The sequence below is a fragment of the Neisseria zalophi genome (assembly GCF_008807015.1).
Taxonomy (GTDB): domain Bacteria; phylum Pseudomonadota; class Gammaproteobacteria; order Burkholderiales; family Neisseriaceae; genus Neisseria; species Neisseria zalophi.
Genome location: NZ_CP031700.1, coordinates 125,832 through 150,514 on the forward strand (window position 1 = coordinate 125,832; position 24,683 = coordinate 150,514).

18 protein-coding genes and 1 pseudogene are annotated in these 24,683 nt (G+C 47.0%); 6 read left to right on the forward strand and 13 right to left on the reverse strand.

Features of this window, described 5'->3' with window-relative positions:
- Positions 1–130 precede the first annotated feature (130 nt).
- Both D0T92_RS00505 and D0T92_RS00510 read left to right on the forward strand, forming a co-directional pair.
- A pseudogene (locus tag D0T92_RS00505) lies at positions 131–262 on the forward strand (CRISPR-associated endonuclease Cas3''); the annotation flags it as partial.
- Between the two features lie 5 nt (positions 263–267).
- Positions 268–2,493, forward strand: a complete 2,226-nt coding sequence (locus tag D0T92_RS00510; protein ID WP_225315118.1) for an SEC-C metal-binding domain-containing protein — start codon at positions 268–270, stop codon at positions 2,491–2,493.
- Positions 2,494–2,674: 181 nt separating this feature from the next.
- Here D0T92_RS00510 and D0T92_RS00515 read toward each other — a convergent pair whose 3' ends face one another.
- From D0T92_RS00515 to parC, 7 genes are all read right to left on the reverse strand, one after another.
- A complete protein-coding gene (locus tag D0T92_RS00515; protein WP_151049207.1) occupies positions 2,675–3,625 on the reverse strand; it encodes a TIGR01777 family oxidoreductase in 951 nt (316 codons plus the stop codon).
- 420 nt (positions 3,626–4,045) lie between these two features.
- Entirely contained in the window at positions 4,046–5,107 is a 1,062-nt protein-coding gene (locus D0T92_RS00520; RefSeq protein ID WP_151049208.1) for a metal-dependent hydrolase, read from the reverse strand.
- A gap of 661 nt (positions 5,108–5,768) precedes the next feature.
- Positions 5,769–6,494, reverse strand: coding sequence for an ankyrin repeat domain-containing protein (locus tag D0T92_RS00525; RefSeq protein ID WP_151049210.1), 726 nt, complete (start codon positions 6,492–6,494; stop codon positions 5,769–5,771).
- A gap of 121 nt (positions 6,495–6,615) precedes the next feature.
- Positions 6,616–7,386 (reverse strand): class I SAM-dependent methyltransferase, encoded by a 771-nt coding sequence (locus tag D0T92_RS00530; protein WP_151049212.1) that lies wholly within the window; start codon positions 7,384–7,386, stop codon positions 6,616–6,618.
- Positions 7,387–7,600: 214 nt separating this feature from the next.
- Positions 7,601–9,262 carry a sigma-54-dependent transcriptional regulator gene (locus D0T92_RS00535; RefSeq protein WP_151049214.1) on the reverse strand — a complete coding sequence of 554 codons (1,662 nt, stop codon included), beginning with the start codon at positions 9,260–9,262 and terminating at the stop codon, positions 7,601–7,603.
- Positions 9,252–10,844 carry a two-component system sensor histidine kinase NtrB gene (locus D0T92_RS00540; RefSeq protein ID WP_151049216.1) on the reverse strand — a complete coding sequence of 531 codons (1,593 nt, stop codon included), beginning with the start codon at positions 10,842–10,844 and terminating at the stop codon, positions 9,252–9,254. Before D0T92_RS00540 ends, D0T92_RS00535 begins: the two co-directional genes overlap by 11 nt.
- Positions 10,845–10,993: 149 nt before the next feature.
- Positions 10,994–13,297 carry a DNA topoisomerase IV subunit A gene (gene parC, locus D0T92_RS00545; RefSeq protein ID WP_151049218.1) on the reverse strand — a complete coding sequence of 768 codons (2,304 nt, stop codon included), beginning with the start codon at positions 13,295–13,297 and terminating at the stop codon, positions 10,994–10,996.
- A 276-nt stretch (positions 13,298–13,573) separates the two neighbouring features.
- Here parC and D0T92_RS00550 point away from each other — a divergent pair, with 276 nt between their 5' ends.
- Together D0T92_RS00550 and gluQRS are read left to right on the forward strand one after the other, a co-directional pair.
- Positions 13,574–14,503 (forward strand): NUDIX hydrolase, encoded by a 930-nt coding sequence (locus D0T92_RS00550; protein WP_151049220.1) that lies wholly within the window; start codon positions 13,574–13,576, stop codon positions 14,501–14,503.
- Positions 14,504–14,545: 42 nt separating this feature from the next.
- On the forward strand, positions 14,546–15,442 hold the full coding sequence (gene gluQRS, locus D0T92_RS00555; RefSeq protein WP_151049222.1) for a tRNA glutamyl-Q(34) synthetase GluQRS: 897 nt from the start codon (positions 14,546–14,548) through the stop codon (positions 15,440–15,442).
- Positions 15,443–15,506: 64 nt separating this feature from the next.
- Here gluQRS and D0T92_RS11670 read toward each other — a convergent pair whose 3' ends face one another.
- The 4 genes from D0T92_RS11670 to D0T92_RS00565 form a co-directional block, all read right to left on the reverse strand.
- Complete coding sequence (locus D0T92_RS11670) at positions 15,507–15,629, reverse strand: hypothetical protein (RefSeq protein WP_263641689.1); 123 nt, start codon at positions 15,627–15,629, stop codon at positions 15,507–15,509.
- Between the two features lie 56 nt (positions 15,630–15,685).
- A complete protein-coding gene (locus tag D0T92_RS00560) occupies positions 15,686–16,969 on the reverse strand; it encodes a PHB depolymerase family esterase (RefSeq protein ID WP_151049224.1) in 1,284 nt (427 codons plus the stop codon).
- Positions 16,970–17,077: 108 nt separating this feature from the next.
- Complete coding sequence (locus D0T92_RS11320; protein ID WP_191963649.1) at positions 17,078–17,230, reverse strand: hypothetical protein; 153 nt, start codon at positions 17,228–17,230, stop codon at positions 17,078–17,080.
- Positions 17,231–17,302: 72 nt separating this feature from the next.
- Positions 17,303–17,542, reverse strand: a complete 240-nt coding sequence (locus D0T92_RS00565; RefSeq protein WP_151049227.1) for a TM2 domain-containing protein — start codon at positions 17,540–17,542, stop codon at positions 17,303–17,305.
- A gap of 220 nt (positions 17,543–17,762) precedes the next feature.
- Here D0T92_RS00565 and apbC point away from each other — a divergent pair, with 220 nt between their 5' ends.
- Positions 17,763–18,842, forward strand: a complete 1,080-nt coding sequence (gene apbC, locus D0T92_RS00570; protein WP_151049229.1) for an iron-sulfur cluster carrier protein ApbC — start codon at positions 17,763–17,765, stop codon at positions 18,840–18,842.
- A gap of 66 nt (positions 18,843–18,908) precedes the next feature.
- Here the strand turns inward: apbC and D0T92_RS00575 are convergent, their stop codons facing one another.
- Entirely contained in the window at positions 18,909–19,499 is a 591-nt protein-coding gene (locus tag D0T92_RS00575) for an RDD family protein (protein WP_151049231.1), read from the reverse strand.
- 406 nt (positions 19,500–19,905) lie between these two features.
- On the opposite strand from D0T92_RS00575, the gene pyk reads away from it, so the two are divergent.
- On the forward strand, positions 19,906–21,378 hold the full coding sequence (pyk, locus tag D0T92_RS00580) for a pyruvate kinase (protein WP_151049232.1): 1,473 nt from the start codon (positions 19,906–19,908) through the stop codon (positions 21,376–21,378).
- A 76-nt stretch (positions 21,379–21,454) separates the two neighbouring features.
- Here the strand turns inward: pyk and carB are convergent, their stop codons facing one another.
- Complete coding sequence (carB, locus tag D0T92_RS00585) at positions 21,455–24,664, reverse strand: carbamoyl-phosphate synthase large subunit (RefSeq protein WP_151049234.1); 3,210 nt, start codon at positions 24,662–24,664, stop codon at positions 21,455–21,457.
- Positions 24,665–24,683 lie beyond the last annotated feature (19 nt).

Below are 24,683 nucleotides of genomic sequence, written 5' to 3' on the forward strand. Positions count from 1 at the left end.
CCGTCTGAAAAAAGTTTCAGACGGCCTTATTAGTGTATATGTACATAAGAAATCAATATAACTATAATGTGATAAATTTATATAAAAATAATGAATAGAGAAATAATAAGAATCAGTTAGAGAAACTGTTTTGGATACACAAGCCCCGCGTATCTATTACGCCCATTCCGCCGAAAACCGGCCGGAACAAGATTGGCAAACCCTGCAAAGCCACGCCCAGAATGTCGGCGAGATGGCGGCAGCGTTTGCCTCTTTTTTAGGAAAATTATGATGTTATCAGAACAAGAAATTTTTAATCAATTATCAACATTATGTAGTCAAAAAGGATTTATTCATGCTTTAGTGAAGTTGAATTTTGATAATAATTATTATAGGGCAAATAAAAATGGAAATTTTACATCTAATCAAATTGTCAAATCTCATATAAATAAAGAAAAAGTTATTAGGGCTGAGTTGCTAACTCTTTTAGCTTTAGTGATTAAAAATAATCCTTATTTTTTTCAAGATGAAAAACCTATACCGGAGATTTTAGAAAAAAATATTCAAACAATAAAAGAATTACTTAATAATTTACATAATATTTTTACCCAACCTATAGTTAAAAATATGCGGGAAAAAGCAAATGTTATGCACACGCAACAAAATTTTGAGTTATTCAATGAATCAGATGTATTTTTAACAGAAGAATCTATTAGAGAAGCAATTTTTTATGGAGGAGATGGTGTATATTCTTTCCAATATCAAGATTTAGGTTGTTTAAAATATTTAAAAGATAATGACTGGTTTGTTAAAAATAAAGGGTTCTCAATACGTGTAGCATTTTATGTTCTTGAAATTATATTTGATCTACATCATATTAAAATTGATTATGCATTAACGAACAAGAATGAAATTTCTTTAGAAGACTTTATTCTTTCCAAAACAGAAATAATTAATTTTCTAGAAAAAAAGTCAGTTAATAACTTTCCTATAGATGAATTACAATCATTTATTGATGCATTTTGCTTGAAAAATATTGACGATATAAATAATTTCCGACAAATTGATGATTTTAATCCTCTAAGTGCATATCCCTTTATTAATCTATCTGATGATAAGTTTTTAATATTTGATTTATTTACAATATCACAGGCACTTTATGAAACACCATTTTTTTGGATGTTAAATGATAAGCAATATAAAAATATAGCGTTAAAAAATAGAGGGGATTTTACTGAAGATTTCACTTATAAAATTTTATGTAACGTATTTGGTGAAAAAAATGTATGGAAAAATGTAGATTTATATTCTGAACATGATGGAATAAAATCTAAAAACAAATCAGGCGAAATTGATATTCTAGTGAACGTAAGTGGCCATGCTTTAGTCTTTCAAGCAAAAGCAAAAAAACTAACATTAGAATCTCGTAAAGGCAATATTGCGCAAATTTCCAATGATTTCTCAAAAGCTATTCAAGATGCTTATGATCAAGCAGTTAATTGCTCAGAAATATTATTAACTAATCAATATACAGCAAAAGTAAATAATGAAATTATTAGACTACCTAAGATAGAGTTTTGCTATCCTATTTGTATATTGTCGGAATATTTTCCTGCTTTAGTTATGCAAGTTAGGCTTTTATTAGAAGAACATAATATTAATAATATTGCTCATGCATTGGTTCTCGATGTTTTTTTGTTAGATTTAATGTCTAAAACATTACTGACTCCATTAGATTTTTTACACTTTATTTCTTCATTTTCAAAATCAAGATCTATTTTCTTAGCCAATACTCAAATTGAAATTTTATCCTCCCATTTAAAAGCAAATTGGCTATGCTTAGAAGAAGATGTCAATCTAGTTTATTTAGACGATAGTCTCTCATTCAATTTAGATATATATATTTCTAAAATAAGGGGAAAAATGTTAGATGAGCACGATATAAATATTCCCTCTGGCTGGTTAAAATTTAAAGATACCTATTGGTGGGAATTGTTTAATTTTTTATCACCTTTAGATTCTCAAAAGAAATTGAAACTTGGCTTATTAATGATGCAATGTTCCGGAGAGTTAATCGAAAATTATAATTTGGGAATCAATCAATGTATTCGTTCTTTGAACCACAATAAAACTCAAATACTTTCAGATTTTAGTTTATATATTGGAGATAAGTCAGGGCTGACTGTGTATGTTACAGACCATCCAATTACAACAAATGATTTAATAAAAAAAATTAATACCCATGCCATACTAAAAAAATATCATACACATGCAGATTTATGGTTTGCTTTAATTCTTTCCAAACAAGGAAAGGTTAAATATTTTGATGTGTTAGATTTTGAATGGAAGTATAATCAAGAAATTCAGAATATATACCAAAATACACTTGGAAAAAATAATATATTTAAAACTTTGACAAAAGGAAGAGTTATTACTAAAAAAATTGGTAGAAATGAACCATGTCCTTGTAATAGCGGAAAGAAATACAAACATTGCTGCTTAAAAAATAGATAAAATAATTAAGTTAACTATGAAGTCTAACTAAACCTATTTATTCCACTTAGACGCTCATTACCGTATTAAATTTTGGTTAACAACCATCACTTTGCAAAATTTTTGATAATGTCTCAGCCGCCTTCGGGCGGCTGTATATAATAAAAGCAGGCTGAATAAATCCGGCCTACTTCTACTCATCTCACTCCTGTTCTTCCAAAGCCTGCTTTAAATAACTATGCCGAAACTTAAAGCCTTGTTCCAATAAGTTCTTAGGTATCACCTTTTGTCCGTCAAGCAATAAAGTCGACATTTCACCCAATATTAGTTTTAGTATAAAAGCCGGCACGCCCATTAATGTTGGGCGGTGCAAATAGCTGCCTAATGTTTTGGTAAACTCCTGATTATTCAACGGATTTGGGGCGGTTAAGTTATATAGGCTCACCATGCTTTTTGCTTCGGATTTGTTTTGCGCCTGCTGTATTTGTTTGGCCAAATGTTGTTCGATAATAAATCCTGCGGCGTTTACCCAATCCTCTCGGCTAATCCAGCTCATTATTTGCTTGCCATCGCCTAATTTACCGCCGAGCCCTAATTTAAACGGTGTCAGCAAGCGGGCAAGCATGCCGCCTTTGGGGTGGATCACAACGCCGGTGCGCAAGATAACCACTTCAACGCCTGAAGCGGTGGCAAGTTCGGCTTCTTTTTCCCATGCTTCGCATAAATCATGGGCGAAATCGCCGACGAAACCGCTGTTTTCATCTAATGCTTTTTCACCTTGAACGCCATACCATCCAATGGCAGAACCGCTCACGAACAGCTTGGGCGGTGTTTGGGTACGCGCAATAAATGCTAAAACGGCTTGCGTGGGGCGGATTCGGCTGTCGAGCAGGGCTTTTTTCCTTGCTGCGCTCCAACGCTTATCGGCAATGCCCGCTCCGGCAAGATTGATAATGACATCGAAAGTTTCTTCGGTGGTTTGGAAATCTTCATAAGTCATTAAATCGATATAATCGGGGTGAAACTGCCCGCTATCTCTGGTTAGCCATGTGATGCGGGTAGCAGAATTCGGATGATTATCCGACAAATTTTTTAACCGCCGGCTTAAAGACTGGCCTAAAAACCCCGAACCGCCTGTGATTAAGATATTCATCAATCTTTCCTTTTAAACGGATTAAACTTTCAACCGAGCAAATAGTTATTTTCAATATTCTAACAGGTAAACTTTAAAAACGATAACAATAAATATTCATTTTAAATATAGCAAATTACTACTTAATAATATGGTTTTCAGACGGCCTAATTCATTTAATAAATGTAATGCCCTTTTTTATACAATAAAAGTGCTAAATCTATATTTACATTCCGAAAATACCAACATTATCGGGTATTTGCCCAAACCCAAAACCAACAGGCGGATATGCAATTCCCCCTTACATAAAGGCCGTCTGAAAATAAAATCTTCTTTTATTATCATCATCTCAAGCATACGGTAAGGCATAAAAAACAGGCAGATCATTTCTTATCTGCCTGTTGCCCAATCTTTTTTATATCACTTATTAAAACAACAACTTTAATTTTCCTGCACCGCTTCGGGCTCGGCAGATGGCATATTTATCCATTCACTCAACGGTAAAGGCGTACCATGCCACACTCGCGGCCAGATGCGGCTGAGATAAGTAGGCATATCGCGAAGCCCCGTACCGAATCTATACGGCAATACCGGATTCCACTTATTGCCATCATATTCGGCCATCACAAAACGGAAAGACAACGAATTGCCCAAGCCCATACGCAAATCGCTAACTACCAGCCGGTTATCTTCTTGGTTGACACGAATCCAGCCGTCGCTAAACCAATTTAAGCGTTTAAAAAGCACTTCATCGCGTATAGGCTCGGCCAAATCCAACCCTTGCGGCAGCCGCACATATTCCGGCGGCGCATGATCAAGCCAGCCACTGAATGCTTCTATATAATCGCCATTATCCGTTTGCGCCAATACCCGAAAAGCCAAGGTATTAAAAGGCAGAGGTGTTGCCATAATCCGTTTTACAGCAATCCCCTGACCCTGCAAATATGCTTGAACACGCTGTTCATGGTGATACTGCCCATAGCCGCCCCACGCCAGATAAGCCGTGCTCCAAGCCAGCGCCAACACCAACGCCCTGTGCGTACTCTTCTTTATCCCCCGCCACAATACCGCGATAACCGCCAATAAAAGCGGCACGGTATAAATCGGATCGATAATAAAAACTGCCGACCATTGTTGTGGTGTCGGCTCTAGCGGCCAGAATAATTGTGTGCCATATACCGTACAGGCATCCAATAAAGGATGAGTAATCAGACTCGCTGCCGTCGTGTAAAACAAGCGCGACGAACTATAAGGCGAATCGGGCCAACGTTTTTTAATTATCCAAGTCATCACGGCGGCAAGCAGCACCAATACCATTAAACTATGGGAAAAACTACGATGATAAGTCATAGAAGAAATCGGATCATCGTAATGGATAAACACATCCAAATCAGGCAGCGTGCCAAGCAATGCGCCGTAAAAAATCGCCTTACGCCCCTGATACTTGCCTAAGCCCGCCCCCTGCACCGCCGCACCCAATACGGCCTGAGTCAAAGAGTCCATATTCAATTATTCTCCGATGATGATGTTCAAATATTTTACAAATTAATCAAGCCATATTGTTATAAATTATCTATAGTTTATAGCTTTAAATAGCTTTATCAAACCCAATGTTTAACATAAAATCAAACAAGTTTATAACATATAAATAAACAATCCCGAAAGCCATAAAATTATTGCCCGCTAATATATAGCGCCCGTTAAAATACGGTGAGATTGGCGATCATAAAAACTCTTTAACAATGAAGATATTATGAATATAGGTATAACCCAAACGGCTGTGTTATACTTTTTTCAGACCCTTGACGATACTTTAGCGAATTAAAGCTTTCAAGGCTTTGATTGGTGTAAGTTTCCCAAGAGGCTTCAGCCGCCTTTGCGCGGCTGTGTGTTGAAACAGGCGGCCTTGTTGTTAAGCAAGGCAGCGCGCCCGTCAGCCGCCTTTGCGCGGCTGTGTGTTGAAACAAGAAAAGAACAGCAAAGCTCGGTTGTAAAATATCCGATCAGCCGCCTTTGCGCGGCTGTGTGTTGAAACAGTCATAATGTTAGTACCTTGCAAGCGGTCTAAAGTCAGCCGCCTTTGCGCGGCTATACATTAATTTATATTCATTATTGGCACTAAAAAACGACTATTTAAAAATAGTCGTTTTTTCTCTATTAACTATCAGCAACTCGGTTTTCCAGTACGGTGATTAATCGCACCATGGCTAATCAATAATTTTTGCATCTCGGGATAGTTCCGCACGCAGGCATAAGAAAGTGCGCTTTGATTATATGAAGCAGCATTACGGTTGGTCTGCGTGGTAACCAAATTAGGATTGGCTCCTTGAGACAGCAGATATTTTGCAGTTTCCAAGCGGTTATTGCTGGCCGCAATCATAATCAATGTTTCCCCGTCGTTTTCTACGGTTTGGTCGTTCAAATCGGTTTCGGCGCGCAACAGGTTATGCAGTTTTTTCACAATGGCGGTATTTTTGCCGAGCACGGCGGATTTCAATGCGTTATAAACATCGCCGCGATCGGTGGCGTGTAAATCGGCACCCTGCCCGATTAAATAATCCACTATATCTTCATAACCAATAAACGCGGCCCAACCGAGCGCGGTTTGACCGAGGCTTCCCGTGTCTTTGGCTTCTATACTCTGCCCTGCCGCAACCATGGCTTTCACTTTGTCGAGTTTGCCCTGCTTCACGGCATCAAACCAAGCGGCATTGGGGCCGGTAGAGGGGCGGGTATAAAAAATGCGGTGGGAAAGTTTATTGGGGTTGGCAATATCCTGCATTTCTGCCAAAGGGTAGCGAAAATCGGAAAGATTGACATCGGCGGCATAGGCCGGCAGCACACAGGTTGCCGCCAATAAAAAGGCTGTTCGGCGTAAAAAGGTTTTCATACGGGCACTCCTTAAAATCAAAAACGGCAAAAATATTTTATAATGGTTTGTTTAAAAAGGCTATATTTTCATACTGCACTCAATTTGCCTCTATACGAATCATAATTTTTACTAATATGGGCTAGGCTTTAATGCTTGTCGGTAATGCTTCCGGTTCGGGTAGGTAAACATCAAAGCGGGTACTTTTGCCGGTGTATTGATATGCGGGTGCTTCGCCGTTGAGAAACTGCCCTAAGCGGGGGCGTTTGACCACAATCCGCTTTTTTGCGGTTTTTCTTGCCGCGGCAAGTAGGCCGGCTTCATTTTGCGGCGTATCAATCAAATCATGAAAATAGGCCATTTCTTTTTTCACGGCGGCCGATTTTTGCCGTTCGGGGTACATGGGGTCGAGATAAACCACATCGGGGCGGCCGTGTTCGGCGGACAATTGCGGCAATAGCATGCCGGTATCGCCGAAATATAAATGAATGCGCGCGGCAATGGCGGCAATTTCCCCGCCTGATTCTGCGGCACGCCTTAGGCCGTCTGAAAGCAGGCAGGCAACCGCCGGATTTTGCTCAATCACTTTTATTTCTAAACCGAGTGATGCCAATACAAAAGCATCCCGCCCTAGTCCGCCGGTGCCGTCCCATACGGTGGGTTGGGTAGTGTGGTTAACGGCTTTGGCGATTAATTCGCCGCCGCCTTTGGTGCGCCGGTATTGCGCCGCACCGCCTACGAAATCAACACGCACCCGGCCTTTTTCACCGACACGGCAAAGAGATATGCCGTCTGAATCGGCTTGCAAATAGCTGCCCTGTTCGGGCGGCACGGCAGATTCGGCCATGCCGAAACGGCGGATAATATCGCGGACGGGTTGTTCGGCGGATTCGGTAAGATAAACTATGGTCATTTTTTCAGACGGCCTTATGAATACGATAAGAATCGGTAAAGGGCAAAAGTGTTTGAATAATAAAATATTATATGCAATTAGACAGCTATTTAAAAAAGGCCGTCTGAAAGATAAAGTTTCAGACGGCCTTTTCCATAAAACCGATATTTCATACCTAATAGGCTTGTATCCGTAGATAGGCCGTCTGAAACCTTACGGCCTGTGCACTATCGGATTAATGAATATCCAAGCGTTCCATACGGTAGCGCATAGAACGGAAACTGATGCCAAGCAGTTTGGCGGCCTGCGTGCGGTTATAGCGGGTTTGCTTTAAAGCCTGCTCGATGATTTCGCGCTCGATTTTATCCAGATAATCCTGAATCTGCATTTGCCCGGGCACAAATTCGGGCAACAAGCCGCCGGGGCTTAATCCGACCGGCGGGGCTTCGATAATTTCATCGAAAGCATCTTTTTTCTCACGCTCAGCCGTTTGGCTAGGAAACAAACCAGTGTTGATTTGCAGGTCGTCCAACTGGATAACCTGCCCTACCGTAAGGGCGACGGCGCGTTCGAGAATATTTTCCAATTCACGGAAATTGCCGGGATAGCTGTAATGCAATAAGGCTTCTTGCGCTTTGGGGCTGAGTTTGTAGCTTTCGCTGCTGGTACGGTGTTTATACAGCAGGTGCACAATCAACCCGCCCAAATCTTCACGCATTTCACGCAAAGGCGGCATATTTAAAGAAACCACATTCAGGCGATAATATAAATCCTGACGGAATGCACCGCTTTCAACCAAAGCTTCCAAATTTTTATGGGTGGCGCACACAATGCGGACATCCACATAAGTTTCACGCGCATCACCGATACGGCGCACGGCTTTTTCCTGAATGGCGCGTAATAGCTTCACCTGCATGGATAATGGTAAATCGGCTACTTCGTCAAGAAACAGTGTGCCGCCGTCGGCATGTTGGAAAAAGCCCGAACGATCAGCATCGGCACCGGTAAAGCTGCCTTTTTTATAACCGAAAAATTCGCTTTCCATCAGGTTTTCGGGAATCGCGCCGCAGTTGACGGCGATAAAGGGTTTGTCGGCACGTTCGGAAAGCTCGTGAATGGTTCGTGCCGCCTGTTCTTTACCCGTACCCGATTCGCCTGAAATATAAACCGGTACATTGCTTTGCGCCAAACGGCGGATAAGATGGCGCACTTCTACCATTTGCGGCGAAATGCCCAACAAGCGCGGCATATCATTTTCACCACCGATTTCACCATGTTCCGGCAATAAGCGCGCCGTAAGCTCGCCACTGGAAAAACGTTCTTTCAGCGAGCGCAGGCTTTCGGGAATACCGGCCGAACGATTGAGCGGGGAACCACTTTTTGGTGCCTGTATCGGCTGTTTGACAGGATAAGATATAGAAGCCGGGCGGAAAGGCATGGCCGGTTTCGGCGGCGTTGGCGTAGGCTCGGCTTTCGGTGGTGGGGCTTCTGTTTTGGTGGCTGCCACACTTTCAGACGGCTCGTTGATTTTTACTGCCGACTTTACCAAAGAGCGTAGTTGCGACAGGGTAATCGGTTTTTGCAGGTAATCGAAAGCACCTGCCCGCAAAGCTTCCACGGCCTGATCGGCATTGCCGAAAGCAGTAATCACAGCAACAGGAGTATCCAATGCCAACTCGTCGATATATTGCACCACTTCTAAGCCGGAGCCGTCGGGCATACGCATATCGGTTAACACCAACGAATAATCGTTGTTGTCGAGCTTGTCTTTGGCATCGTCAACACCAACCGCCGTCTGTACCCGCAACCCCATTTTCATCAGGGTCATTTCCATCAAATCGCGGATATCGGCTTCATCATCGACCACCAATACGGGGTCTTGCAAGTTATTGCTCATCGCTTTCCCTTGGTAAAATCAGTTCGAACCCGTTCATCTCGGGATGATAGTGTAACTGACCCAAATTCGCATGGGCAAGCTCGCGGGCAACATACAGCCCCAATCCCGTGCCTTGTTTATCAGTGGTAAAAAACGGTTCGAACAAATGATTGCGCACTTCAGGCGGCACACCAGTGCCATTATCGGCCACTACTATCGAAATATGGATGCGGCCGCTAGGCTTGATTAATACGGTAATCGCGTGTTGGTCTTTGCGACTGTGCCGCCATGCGTTATTACACAAATTCCACATAATCTGCTGCAAATGCATAGCATCAACCAATACGCTCAGATTGTTGCCATCCATATTCATGCGCAGGCAGCCGATAGCATCGGGATTGCTTAAGGTAAATTCCTGTTTGAACGCCAGCCAAAATTTCATCAGGTTAACCGGTTGACGGCTGACGCTGTCGCGGCGGTTAATCAGAGAAACATCTTCCAGCATTTTATCAATACGCTGAATATTGGCATCGATAATATGGTGCAACTTGGCTTTGCTCGGATCATTTTCATCTTCATCGTTCAACAAATCGCTGGCATGGCGGATAGCCGACATGGGGTTGCGGATTTCATGAGCAAGATTAGCGGTAAGCTGCCCCAATGAAGCCAATTTAGTAGCCAATGCTTCGGCCGCCACTTCGCGCAGTGAACGTACAAACAACATCAGCAGCTCAGTTTTTTCCTGAATCAGCGGCACGGCACGCACATGCATGGAATGCTGAAAAATATGGATATCGGTTTCAAAGTTTTTATCGGGCTGAAACCGCCAACGGGAAACCAGTTCATTAAACACAGTTTCCTGTTTATCCACTTCCAGATTCGGAAAATAAGTTTTGGCCTGCCGGTTAAACAACCACACGCGCTGCGAGGCATCTATCACAATCACTGCTTCCTGAACGCGGTTGAGTACCAATCTGTTCAATCCGCTAACCCGGCGGTAAGCCAGTTGATGGCGGGTAGCAGATTCGGTAGCCGCTTGCAGATAAGAGGCGGAAAAGGCCGTTAGCGCCGCTACTAAAAAACAGGCACCGGTTAGCAATGAAGCGGTAATCGCGGCATGGCTGTCCCATTCAAAAGGATTGAAGCGGATTTGCCCGGCAAAAAACATATTCAATACTATCAGCATGGTTGCATAACCGGCATACAGCATGGGATGACGGCCGTGACTGAGCAAGCAGGAAGTGGCAATAAAAGGCAGCACCAAAATACCGAAGCCCGACCCTATACCACCGGAAATATAAGTCAATACCATAATCATGGTGATATCGCTGACCGCACCGGCATTGGGCAAATCGGATGATTGCAACTGCCATTCCGGTTTAAACAGGCTAAATAAGATTAAAACAGCATAAACCGCCACCCAGCTGTAAAACTCCAGCGGGGAAAACATATTTTTTTGCGTTTCACCATCGGTATAGACACCTGAAAGATGAAATACCAGCAACGACAATACAATGGCTATCCGGGCGATATTAATCAGCCCCGGAATCCGCTCGTTTAGCGCTTCCCAATCCTGTTTGACAAATAATCTGTTTACATTCATGCCACGTCGTTCTATAGCTTTATTATTGTATATGGTTTATCAATAGCCGGCCTTCCGGTTTCCTTATGCTTACCACCGCATTCATTTAGCATGCGGTAATCTCTTTCAATATAATTGCTTTAGTAAAATTGGATATTATGTGATTATACCTAATCTGTGCCGTATAGGGCTTTCAGACGGCCTGAAATATCCAATAGTTTGCCTTTTCTACCCCGTTTGTTGTTTATATCTTGCATTCTGAGGCGTTCTTTGTGTTCTGCCCCGCGCTTACCGACACTTTCCACAATAAATTCGGGCGAAGTGCTGACGGTAAGATGTTCGAGGCGGACGCCGTCTGAAAGGCTGATCATTTGCAGGCCGCGCCCTTTTTCGCGGACTTCCAGCTCGCCAATCGAAAACGCCAGTAAACGGTGGTCATCGGTTGCCAGCAATACTTTGCAATCGGGATTAATCAGCGATACCGCATAAACCGGCACCGGCGGCAGGGTTTTCTCACCCGCTTTTAAGGTCATCACGTTTTTACCGGCTTTGATGCGGCTGTTCATATCGCCCAATTTGGCAATAAAGCCATAACCGCCGCTGTTGCCCAACAGATAATGCTGATCGGGCAGGCCGGTCATCATCGCAGTGACTTCGGCACCGTTTTGCAATTCGATGAGCGACGACACCGGCACGCCGTCGCCGCGCCCGCCCGGAATTTCCGCCGCATCAAGCGTATAGGTACGCCCGTGCGAATCGAGTATGACCACCGGCCACACGGTGCGCCCTTCCAATACCTGTTTCAGGCCGTCGCCCTCTTTAAACGTGGTTTGGCTTAAATCGAGATGATGGCCGGCGCGGCTGCGTATCCAGCCTTTTTCAGAAAGAATCAGGGTAACCGGCTCGTCGGCCGTGGTTTGGGTGAGCGTGGCCCGCTCGGCGGCTTCGACCAAAGTACGGCGCTCATCGCCATACTGTTTCATATCGGCCTGCATTTCTTTAATGATGAGTTTTTTCTTTTCATTCTCATCACCCAATAAAACTTTCAGACGGCCTTCTTCTTCTTTTAAATCGTTTAATTCTTTTTCGAGCTTGAAGCCTTCCAATCTGGCCAACTGGCGCAGGCGGATTTCTAAAATATCTTCCGCCTGAATGTCGGTTAGCCCGAATGCCGCCATCAAATCGCTTTTGGGTTCGTCCGACTCGCGAATTACTTTAATCACTTCGTCGATATGCAAAAAGGCGATCATGCGGCCTTCGAGAATATGAATACGCTTTTCGACTTGGCTTAAACGGTATTGCAGGCGGCGGGTAACGGTTTCGGTGCGGAACGACAGCCATTCCTGCAAAATGGTTTTCAGGTTTTTCTGTGCCGGACGGTTATCCGTGCCCATCATCACCAGATTCATCGACACATTGCCCTCTAACGAAGTTTGCGCCATCAGGGTGTTGATAAAATTTTCAGTGTCGATACGGCTGGATTTCGGTTCGAACACCAAGCGCACGGGCGATTCGCCGTCGCTTTCATCACGTACTTTTTCCAGCAACGACAACATTAACGCTTTGGTGTTTTGCTGGTCTTGCGTTAGGTTTTTTTTGCCTGTTTTCGGTTTGGGATTGGTTTGATCTTCGATTTCGGCCAAGATTTTTTGGGCGCTGGTGTTCGGCGGCAATTCGGTCACAATCACCCGCCATTGGCCGCGCGCCAGTTTTTCGACTTCATAACGCGCCCGCACGCGCACACTGCCTTTTCCGGTTTCGTAAATGTGCTGTAAATCTTCCGCGGAAGTAATAATCTGACCGCCGCCGGCAAAATCGGGGGCGGGAATATACTGCATCAGGTCGGCTGTAGTCAGGCTTGGTTTTTTCAGTAGCGCAATAGCAGCCTGTGTGACTTCGTTCAGATTATGGGAAGGAATTTCGGTTGCCAAACCCACGGCAATGCCCGATGCGCCGTTTAGCAACACCATCGGCAGGCGGGCGGGCAGGTGTACCGGCTCATCAAAAGCACCGTCGTAGTTCGGCACAAAATCTACCGTGCCCATATTGATTTCGGAAAGCAGCAAATCGGCAATCGGTGTGAGCCGCGCTTCGGTATAGCGCATGGCCGCCGCCCCGTCGCCGTCGCGCGAGCCGAAGTTGCCGATACCGTCGATTAAGGGATAGCGCAGGGTAAAATCTTGTGCCATCCGCACCATCGCATCGTAAGCGGAAGCATCGCCGTGCGGATGGTATTTACCGAGAATCTCACCCACCACCCGCGCAGATTTAACAGGCTTGGCACCGTGCACCAAGCCCATATCGCGCATAGCATAGAGAATCCGCCGCTGCACCGGTTTCTGGCCGTCTGAAACTTCGGGCAGCGCACGGCCTTTCACCACGCTCATCGCATATTCAAGATAAGCACGCTCGGCATATTGGCCGAGCAGCAGATAATCGTCGCCCACAACGGGCAAGGCAGGTTTTTCATCCATAACGCTATATAAATACTTTATTTGAATACATTAAAGGCGTGTATTGTAAAACAAATTAAACTTATCCGCTTGTAGGATAGCCTGAACGGTCAACAATTTTTTCTTCATTGACATCAAAAACCAAACGAAAATTTGTGTTACCGCAATATTTTTGAACTATCCGCGCAAAGTAAAATCAAAATCAGATATGTTATGACTTATAAAACCCTATAAAAACAACTATACAAACCACATTGCTACATACTACCTTAATCACAGATCACGCAGGAAAAACTCATGACACGCATACCCTATTTCACCCATTGCCTCAACGCCAACCAACAAAACCGGCTGCAAAGCCTGCTGACCGATTATTTCGATTCCGATTCATGGCAGATATTATGGCTGAACGGTTTAAAACTAGGCCGTCTGAACAGGCAATGGCGCGCACGCATCATAGAAGACTGGCCGGCGCCGATAGAAATCAAACCACAAGGCATCCACCTGCACACCGCCAACTGGCATGAGATGGGCGAAGCTCTGCAAACCATGGCGCAAAATTGGCATCGGCAAGGCTATCTACGCGGCTGGCGTGATGAAAAATTCGATGTTCACAACGCAAACGGCGAACCCTTATTCGAGCTGGAGCGTTCCGCTTTCCGTCCGCTGGGTTTGTTAAGCCATGCCGTCCATATCAACGGGTTAACACAACACAACGGCGAATGGGTATTTTGGATAGGCCGCCGCGCAGCTCATAAAGCCGTCGATCCCAATAAACTCGACAATATTGTCGGCGGCGGCATTGCCAGCGGCGAAAGCATTCAAGAGGCGATGTTGCGAGAGGCAGAAGAAGAAGCCGGACTAAGCAGAAACTTACTCGAATCATTATGCTGTCAAAGTGTACGCCACAGCCGCCGCCCCGTATCGCGCGGGCTGCACAACGAATTTCTGCATATTTTCGATGCCATACTGCCGCCCGATACCCGGCCAGAAAACCAAGACGGCGAAGTGGCCGGATTCACCAAAATGACCGTTCCCGAACTAACCGACGCCATGTGCAGCGGCTTATTGATGAACGATGCCATGCTGGTGACTTTAGATGCCTTCGCCCGTTACGGCTTATTAGACAAAAACCACAAATTATTCCAACGGCTGGCCGAGACTATCGTACCCCCGGTTGCTACCCGCAAGCCGGCCTATGCGCAAACGGTTGCGATGGGGAAATAATTGGGTTATATAATCCGGCGTGTTTAACCACCCTAACCCGCCATGACCTATACAGGACGCTTCGCCCCCAGCCCGACCGGCCTACTCCATATCGGATCACTACTGACCGCACTAGCTTCTTATGCCGACGCCAAAGCACACGGCGGCCGCTGGCTGGTGCGTATGGAAGACCTCGACCCGCCGCGCGAAATGGCCGGCGCGGCAGACGATATTTTGCGCACTCTCGAAGCATTCGGATTTCAATGGGACGGCGAAGTGGTTTACCAAAGCCGCCGCCACCCGCTTTATCAGGCCGCATTAGGCCGTCTGAAAAAACAAGGGCTGATATATCCGTGTTATTGCAGCCGCAAAGACTGGCAGGCACGGGCGCGTATCGGCATCGACGGCCCTATATACGACGGCCAATGCGGCCGCCCCGATTACAGGCCGTCTGAAAACGACCTTCACAAAACCCCCGCATGGCGGCTGCGCGCGCAAGACGAAACCATCGGCTTCGACGACCGCATTGTCGGCCATTACGCCCACAACCCCGCCCGCGATATCGGCGATTTCGTTTTATTGCGGGCAGACGGCTTTTGGGCTTACCAACTGGCCGTTGTGGCAGACGATGCCGATCAGGGCATCACCCATATTGTGCGCGGGCAAGACTTGCTGGTATCCACCCCACGTCAAATCGGCTTACAGCGCTATCTCGGTATGCCGACCCCGCATTATGCCCACTTGCCGTTATTGCTCAACAAACAACATCAAAAATGGTCGAAACAAACACTCGCCCCCGCGCTTGACCTCAAACAGCGCGAACAACTATTGCGCCAAGTCATGGCCTATCTCAATCTGCCGCCCGCGCCCGAAACCGACAGGCCGTCTGAATTATTAGACTGGGCCGTGCAACATTGGCAGATAGATAATGTGCCGAAAACAGGCATTTGCACCGAGTAATCCCCAAATATCCATTTAAAAACCGTAGGGGCGGATTGCATATCCGCCCGCTGTTTGCACGACCTCAACCATGAACCATACCGATATTGCCGAAACCGAAACGGGTTTTCGCCCCCAACATTATCAAACCGCCGACACGGGCGGATATATAATCCGCCCCTACATGAACAACATTAAACCATTTCAAAACCAAAGGCCGTCTGAAACGCTTTTCAGACGGCCTTTTATCATTAAAATCAACGGTTACTTATGCTGCGCCAGCAACCAATCGCGAATGCTGTCAATCGTATAGGCAATCCGCCATGTATTGCGCTGATTGGCGCGGCTGCTTTCCGTTTTTCCGGACGGCACCACCGTGCCTTTTTGCAAAACGGTATAGTAAACATCGGCCTGCTGGTTGCGCATGGCTTCGGATGCACGGTCGAACTCTTCCGGCGAAGCCAGCCCGCTCCACATATCGCGCACCACTCTGGTGCCTTGTTTTGCCCATGCATCGGTTGCTTTATTCATGCCTGCAAACGCTTTTTCATCACCTTCGGCCGCTACAATCCACATTTTGCCCTGAACCGGTGGCACGGCTTGAGTGCCGTTCCACGGGGCGGCAACAATATACGAAGCGGCAAACAAATCGGGATAGCCGGCATTCATCGCAATGGCCATATCACCGCCTTCACCCTGTCCGGTCACATAAATGCGGGCGGGGTCGACGTTATATTGGGCTTGCAGCGACTGAATCAGGCGGACAACGGCATCGGCCTCACTTTTGCCCGCATAAGGCTGCGCGGCGGAATAGTCGAATTGCGGCGCCAATACCAAAACCTCCTGCTTGGCTTGCGACTCGGGCGATGCCCACACGACCGCACCCAAGCCCTGTTGCAGGGTATTTTGCACATCCGCACCGCTCACGGCGGCATCATGCAGGAACAACACCAGCGGATATTGTTTGTCGGCACGATGGTTTTCGGGCACAAACAGATTGTATGCAACCGCCGTACCGGTTTGCGGATCGGTAAACTCCGCCTGTTTGAAGCCGTCCACAACCAAATTTACCGTTTGCGTACTCTGCCGCTCTATGCTGCTGGGGGCAATAACTTGGCCGGAAACATCGCTGATATCGCCGGTTTGGGTGATTTTCAATTCGGGGCGGCGGCGGATAATGTCGCGGCCGTCCACACCGAATGCTACGGCGTCTTCATCATTGTCGGAAAGCTCGACAATCACATAATTGCCATCTTTACCCTGCCCGCCTTTCACCGGCCGGTCGTTGCTATACACTTGGGTGATGGTGCGGCGGTTAACGGCAAAATCTTCCGGGTTTAACGAATCATTGAGCACCGGCTCATTATAATGAAGCACGGCGGCGGTGATTTTTTGGCCGTCGCCCGATACTTCGGTAACGGCAGTGATGCTATCCACCGGATCGGCTATGGTATTGACTACCTGATCTTGCGCGGGAAAAAGTGTTTGGCAGCCGGATAGAACCGCAGCACATCCTAGTGCGGTTAAAGCAGTTGTGATTTTTTTCATATAACAGGCTTTCGAAATTCAGGCAGGTTATCCCTGAAAACAATCGTTGTTCGGCAACCGTTTCTATTCGCTATCCGAAACGGCTTCGTATCCATCTCAAACGACCCGTCAGGCAGACAACCCGTCTGCCGCTATCGGCCGGTCGGCATCACTATACCCAACGGCAAACGGCTTGTGTCCGACAACATGCGGAACGGCTGATTTATGGTATAAGCGTTGATTTATATAGACAGGCGGCAGGTAGAAAACCGAGAAAATCATATCAGGCCGTCTGAAAAAGCAATAAAAAACCGCCCGCAACAATACGGACGGCGTATTCGATATTTAATGAATTTACACTACAATTGCACCCAGCGAATCGGTTGTTTTAAAGGCCGCCAATATGCCTTCAATAATACCGACAACTGTCGGGATAAAAGTCCAACTAAACAGCAAATACAAAATACCCATCCACACACGGCCGGCACAGAATTTATGTATGCCCAAACCGCCAAATAGCAGAGCCATCGCCACATATAAGGCTTTATTACAGGTATGGGGATACATAGCGGCATAAGAAACAGGAACATTCATTTTACGTTTTCCTTTTTATCATCAAATATGAGTTTAAATACAAGCTATAAATAGTAGGCATTGATATCAATTAAAAGACGGATTTCGTAAAGATACGCAAATATATACTGCTTTTCAAGTATTCCACCCTTTCAGACGGCCTCAAGCTATGAAAACCCATACCCTGCTATGAACAAGCCGTTCTGTTAAAATAACGGCACACATCACACAGAGACACATCATGAATATTCAAAATATCCAAACCGCACTCGAACAGTTGCCCATACCGCAAAGTATGCGCACACTCGGTAGCGAAAAGGCCATAGATTCAGTAGCAGAACGTTCAGACGGCCTCTATATCAAACTGCAATTCGGCTTCCCTGTTAACCATATCCGCCAAGCCTTGACCGAACAGATTCAGACGGCCTTAAACCCGCTCACAAACGGCGCCCCCCTGCATATCGATATCGGCCTATCCGTTGCCACCCATAAAGTGCAGCCGGGTGTAAACACCATAAAAGGCGTGAAAAACATTATCGCTATTGCCTCGGGCAAAGGCGGCGTGGGCAAATCCACCACCACCGCCAACCTTGCCGTGGCAATGGCCAATATGGGCGCGCGCGTCGGCGTTTTGGATGCCGACCTCTACGGCCCCAGCCAACCGACCATGCTCGGCGTTGCCCAAAGCAAGCCCGAACAACAAGACAAAAAACTGATTCCGATTATTGCCGAAGGCGGTATACAGGTAATGTCTATCGGCTTTTTGGTCGATACCGAACAAGCCGTTGTCTGGCGCGGCCCGATGTTGAGCCAAGCCTTGCAACAATTATTGTTTCAAAGCCAATGGGATGACGTCGATTATCTCTTTATCGACCTGCCGCCCGGCACCGGCGATATTCAACTGACGCTGTCGCAAAAAGTGCCGGTTACCGGCTCGGTAGTGGTGACCACGCCGCAAGATATTGCCTTAATTGATGCCCGCAAAGCCGTGGATATGTTTCAAAAAGTGAATATTCCGATTTTCGGCGTTTTGGAAAATATGTCGGTACATATTTGCAGCCAATGCGGCCATGCCGAAGCCATATTCGGCAGCGACGGCGGTAAAAATCTGGCCGAAAATCTCGGCGTGCCCCTGCTTGGCCAACTGCCCCTAAGCCTGCCCGTACGCGAAGCGATGGACAACGGCTCGGCCGTGCAAATGCAGGCAAGCCAACCCGCCGTTGCCGAAATCTATACACAGGCGGCATGGCAGATTGCCCAAGCGATTGCCGACAAAGGCAAAGACTTTAGCAGCCGCTTCCCCAAAATCGTGGTCGAATAAGCTTGCCCTAGCGGTATATTGAATCAGGCCGTCTGAAATAATCTTTCAGACGGCCTGATGTTTAAATCAAACCCAATATGATTGGTTGTCCGGTAATTTAACTACTATTGTTTTCGCAAAATAATCTTGTAATGTTCTACGGTTTTTTGAACGATTGAACAGCATAATCACGCATACTAAAAATGTAATCTGTAAGAATACTTGGGAGATAGTAGTGGCTCCATCTACATACCATGTACCAAACACCAAACCGCTAATTAGATCGAAAATAGTATTAAGAGTAAGTATAAAACCAAATTCACGTATTAACACTGCACGAATAAATCCGGGGTTGGTGCCATCTGTTTTCAACAAACGGATTTTCATCACTTTTTTACCTAAAGACTGTCCGCTTGCACTTATCATAACAATTTGTACAAAGACATAGAAAAGCGGGATGAATAAGCTCAAAAGCCATGCCCACTCGGCTAACTCTTCGGTAAATTCTTTCGTATGTTCAAAAGAATAAACTATAGTGACGTAAAATGGAAGAATGGTAATAATCGTAAAGAAGCAATTTAAAAAACAAGCAGTGATACGACGTACTGCTGATGCAGGTTCCATAACAATTTCTGTTTCAGGCGATTGTTGTATTGTATTGTTTGTATATTCATTCATTAACAACGTAAGCCTTTTAAATATATGATTTTATTTATTATGATAATATCGGATTCTATGAAACCCTTTATTTCAACCAAGAATAATTAAATTTGTATTCTACCTTATAAGTGAATAGTTTAGTTGTTTTGAATATCCAATATATTGGCAGCAGCTTTGGTTATGGTACTAATTAAAAATATTTAGGCAGTTAAATCAATATAATCACGCCACCTGAAAGATTATTTCAGACGGCCTGTTATTTAATCTTCTTACCAACATACACACCCCCTTAATTACATGACTTTTCTACCACCATATACTTGTTTAAACCATAAAAACCTGTAATTTTCCAACATAATAAAATATTTCAGGTTAAAATCACAAACAATACACAAACCCACCTTCATCCTAAGGAAATTTTGATATGAGTACCGCCAACCGCAATCTCACCCGCATCCGCCACAACACCAAAATCGTGGCGACTCTCGGCCCGGCCAGTAATAACGTAACCCTACTGGAAGACATGATACGCGTTGGCGGCTTAAATATTGTCCGCTTCAATTTCAGCCACGGCAGCACCGAGTTTCACCAGGAAAACGCCCGCATCGTTCGGGAAGCCTCTCAAAAAGCCGGTCGCGAAGTGGCGATTATGGCCGATTTGCAAGGGCCTAAAATCCGGGTCGGCAAACTGGCAGGCGGCGGTATCCAACTCGAAGCCGGTGAAAAACTGCTATTGGATGCCGCATTGGAAGGAGAAGGCACCCGCGAACGGGTCGGCCTGGATTACCGCGACCTGCCCCAAGATGTTGCCGCGGGCGACACCTTGCTATTGGATGACGGCCTGCTCACTTTGGTTATCGACAGTGTAAACGGCAGCGAAATCCATACCACCGTACAAAACAGCCATTTCCTAAAAAGTAATAAAGGTATTAATAAACGGGGTGGCGGCCTTTCCGCCGGCGCCTTAACCGAAAAAGATTTTCAGGATTTAAAAACGGCCATCAGTATCGGTTGCGATTATCTGGCCATCAGCTTTGTGAAATCGTCCGAAGATTTAAACATTGCCCGTGCCTTAATCGAGCAGGAAATGCAGGGCAGTAACGCCGTGCGCCCGGGCTTGGTTGCCAAAATCGAGCGGGCGGAAGCGATTGCCAACTTAGATGAAATCATTCAAGCTGCCGACGGCATTATGGTTGCCCGTGGTGACTTAGCAGTCGAAGTCGGCAATGCCGCCGTGCCCGCCCTGCAAAAACGCATGATCCGCCGCGCCCGCGAACTGCGCCGTTTCAGCATCACTGCCACACAGATGATGGAAAGCATGATTACCAACCCCGTGCCGACCCGCGCCGAAGTCAGCGACGTGGCCAATGCGGTGTTAGACGGCACCGATGCGGTCATGTGTTCGGCAGAAACCGCCATCGGCGCTTATCCTTTTGAAACCGTGCGCCAAATGGCAGTCATCTGTGCGGCAGCGGAAGCCGAACAAGATTCGCTCAACGGCGTAGAAGAGGAATACAGCGAAGAAGCAGTCAGCACTTATCTGGCTATTGCCGACGGCGCGGTTCACGTTGCCCGCGCGGTTAACGCCCAAGCCATTGTTGCGCTTACCGAAAGCGGCTCGACAGCGTTTGAAATCAGCCGCCACAGCATCCAACTGCCGATTTACGCCCTCACGCCCAGCATTGCCGCCCAACGCCGCATGGCGATGTATCGCGGCGTGCGTCCGCTCAAAATCACCACCAGCACCGACCACGACACCGCCTTAAACGAAGTAGAAAAAATGTTGTTTGAACGCGATGTATTAAAAAACGGCGACCAATACATTATCACCAGCGGCTCGCGTATGCGTGAAACCGGTTCGACCAATATGCTGCAAGTGTTTACTGTGAATCGTTAAATCATCCGAATAATCAACAAATAAGGCCGTCTGAAAACTTTTCAGACGGCCTATTGATTAACAGCTTCTTAAATGTTTATTTTTTTAATCTACCGTGTAATTCCTGTACGCTGTAAACACCCAGCGTATTCATACTTTTTACGCCCTCGCTCATGGCTTCGCCGCCGGCAACCGTTGTATATTGCGGCACGCGTTGGGTAAGCGACGTGCGGCGGATACTATGGCTGTCGGACACCGATTGGGCATCGCTGCCCACCGTGTTCACCACCAAGGCAATCTCACCGTTTTTAATCGCATCGACAATATGCGGGCGGCCTTCCAACACTTTATTAATCACCTCAACCTCAACACCCTGCCCTTTCAAATAGGCAGCTGTGCCGCGGGTGGCTACCACTTCATAGCCCAAGCTGATGAAGTTTTTCGCCGTTTTCACCACCAGCGGCTTATCTTCATCGCGCACGGCAATAAATACTTTACCGGTAGCCGGCATACGCTCGCCTGCACCCAATTGGGCTTTCAGATAAGCTTCGCCGAAGGTCGCCCCCACGCCCATCACCTCGCCGGTAGAGCGCATTTCCGGGCCAAGAATAGTATCCACACCAGGGAATTTGATAAACGGGAACACGGCTTCTTTTACCGCATAGAAATCCGGTACCACTTCTTTTTCTACACCCTGTTCTTTCAAGCTGATGCCCGCCATTGCCCGTGCACCGACTTTCGCCAACGGCACGCTGGTGGCTTTCGATACAAACGGCACGGTACGCGACGCACGCGGGTTTACTTCCAATACAAACACCACGCCGTCTTGTACGGCAAATTGTACGTTCATCAGGCCGACCACATTCAGCGCATAAGCCATCGCTTTGGTTTGGCGGCGGATTTCATCTTGAATCTCTTCGCTCAACGAATAAGGCGGCAGCGAACAGCCCGAGTCACCCGAGTGGATACCGGCCTGCTCGACGTGCTGCATAATGCCGCCGATTACCACATCTTTGCCGTCTGAAACGCAATCCACATCCACTTCGATGGCATTGTTCAGGAAGAAATCCAATAATACAGGGCTGTCTTCCGATACCTGAACGGCTTCGCGCATATAGGTTTTCAGCTGCTCTTGCGAATGCACCACCTGCATGGCGCGGCCGCCCAATACATACGACGGGCGCACCACCAGCGGATAGCCGATTTCTTCGGCCAATACCAAGGCTTCTTCTTCATTGCGGGCGGTACGGTTCGGCGGTTGGCGCAAGCCCAAATCGTTCAATACTTTTTGGAAACGCTCGCGGTCTTCGGCCGCATCAATCGAATCGGCGGAAGTACCGATAATATTCACACCGTTAGCCACCAATTCATTGGCCAGCTTCAGCGGCGTTTGGCCGCCGTAATGCACAATCACACCCCACGGGTTTTCGGTGCGCACGATTTCCAATACGTCTTCCAAAGTGAGCGGTTCGAAATACAGGCGGTCGGAGGTATCGAAGTCGGTAGAAACCGTTTCGGGGTTGCAGTTCACCATAATGGTTTCAAAGCCCGATTCGCGCAGCGATAAGGCCGCATGTACGCAGCAATAGTCAAACTCGATACCTTGGCCGATACGGTTGGGGCCGCCGCCGAGAATCATCACTTTTTTGTTTTCAGACGGCCGCGCCTCGCATTCTTCTTCATAAGTCGAATACAGATAAGCGGTGTCGGATTGGAACTCGGCCGCGCAGGTATCCACGCGTTTGTAAACCGGATGCAGGTTGAGGCCGTAGCGGTGTTCGCGCACTTCTTTTTCGGAAACATTCAGCAATTGCGCCAAACGTTTGTCGGAAAAGCCTTTGCGTTTCAAGCGGCGCAAGGTGGCGTAATCCAAATCGTTCAGATGGCCTGCGGCGACTTTTTGCTCTTCCTGAATCACATCTTCAATCTGCGCTAAAAACCACGGATCAATCGCGCAGATTTCATGAATTTCTTCTTTGCTGAAGCCGGCGCGGAAGGCATCGGCCACATACAAAATACGCTCGGGGCCGGGATTGGCCAATTCGCGGCGGATAACCGCTTTGTCCTCGGTGCGCGGATTAAAGCCGCTCAAGCCCGTTTCCAAGCCGCGCAAAGCTTTTTGCATCGATTCCTGAATGGTGCGCCCCATCGCCATCACTTCGCCCACCGATTTCATTTGCGTAGTCAGGCGGTCATCGGCAGCCGGGAATTTTTCAAAGGCAAAACGCGGGATTTTGGTGACCACATAGTCGATAGACGGCTCGAACGAAGCAGGCGTACGACCGCCGGTAATATCGTTGCGCAATTCATCCAGCGTAAAGCCGACCGCCAGTTTCGCCGCTACTTTGGCAATCGGGAAACCGGTGGCTTTCGATGCCAGCGCGGAAGAGCGGCTCACGCGCGGGTTCATCTCAATCACAATCATTTCGCCGTTTTCCGGATTGATGGCAAACTGCACGTTCGAGCCGCCGGTATCCACGCCGATTTCGCGCAACACCGCCAAGCTGGCATTACGCATGATTTGGTATTCTTTATCGGTAAGCGTTTGCGCGGGAGCCACGGTAATCGAGTCGCCGGTATGCACGCCCATCGGGTCGAAGTTTTCAATCGAACAGATAATAATGCAGTTGTCGTTTTTATCGCGCACCACTTCCATTTCGTACTCTTTCCAGCCGAGTACCGATTGCTCGATCAGCAATTCATGCGTGGGCGATGCATCAAAACCGCGCTCGCAAATCGCTAAAAATTCGTCTTTATTGTAGGCAATACCGCCGCCCGAACCGCCCATAGTAAACGACGGACGGATCAGCGTTGGAAAACCCACCTGATCTTGCGCGGCCAAAGCTTCGTTCATGGTGTGGCAAACAAATGATTTCGGGCAGTGCAAGCCGATTTTTTCCATGGCTTCTTTAAAGCGGCCGCGGTCTTCGGCTTTATCAATCGCATCTTCCGTAGCGCCGATTAATTCGACATTGTATTTCGCCAACACACCGTTGCGCGCCAAATCCAAAGCGCAATTTAACGCCGTTTGTCCGCCCATGGTCGGCAGCACCGCATCGGGGCGCTCTTTGGCAATAATCTTTTCCACCGTCTGCCACATAATCGGCTCGATATAGGTAATATCGGCCATTTCGGGGTCGGTCATAATCGTGGCGGGGTTGGAATTGACCAGAATGACTTTATAGCCCTCCTCGCGCAAAGCCTTACACGCCTGCGCGCCGGAATAGTCAAATTCGCAAGCCTGGCCGATTACAATCGGGCCGGCGCCGATAATAAGGATGGATTTTAGGTCGGTACGTTTAGGCATGGTGGGTCTTTCTTTAGAA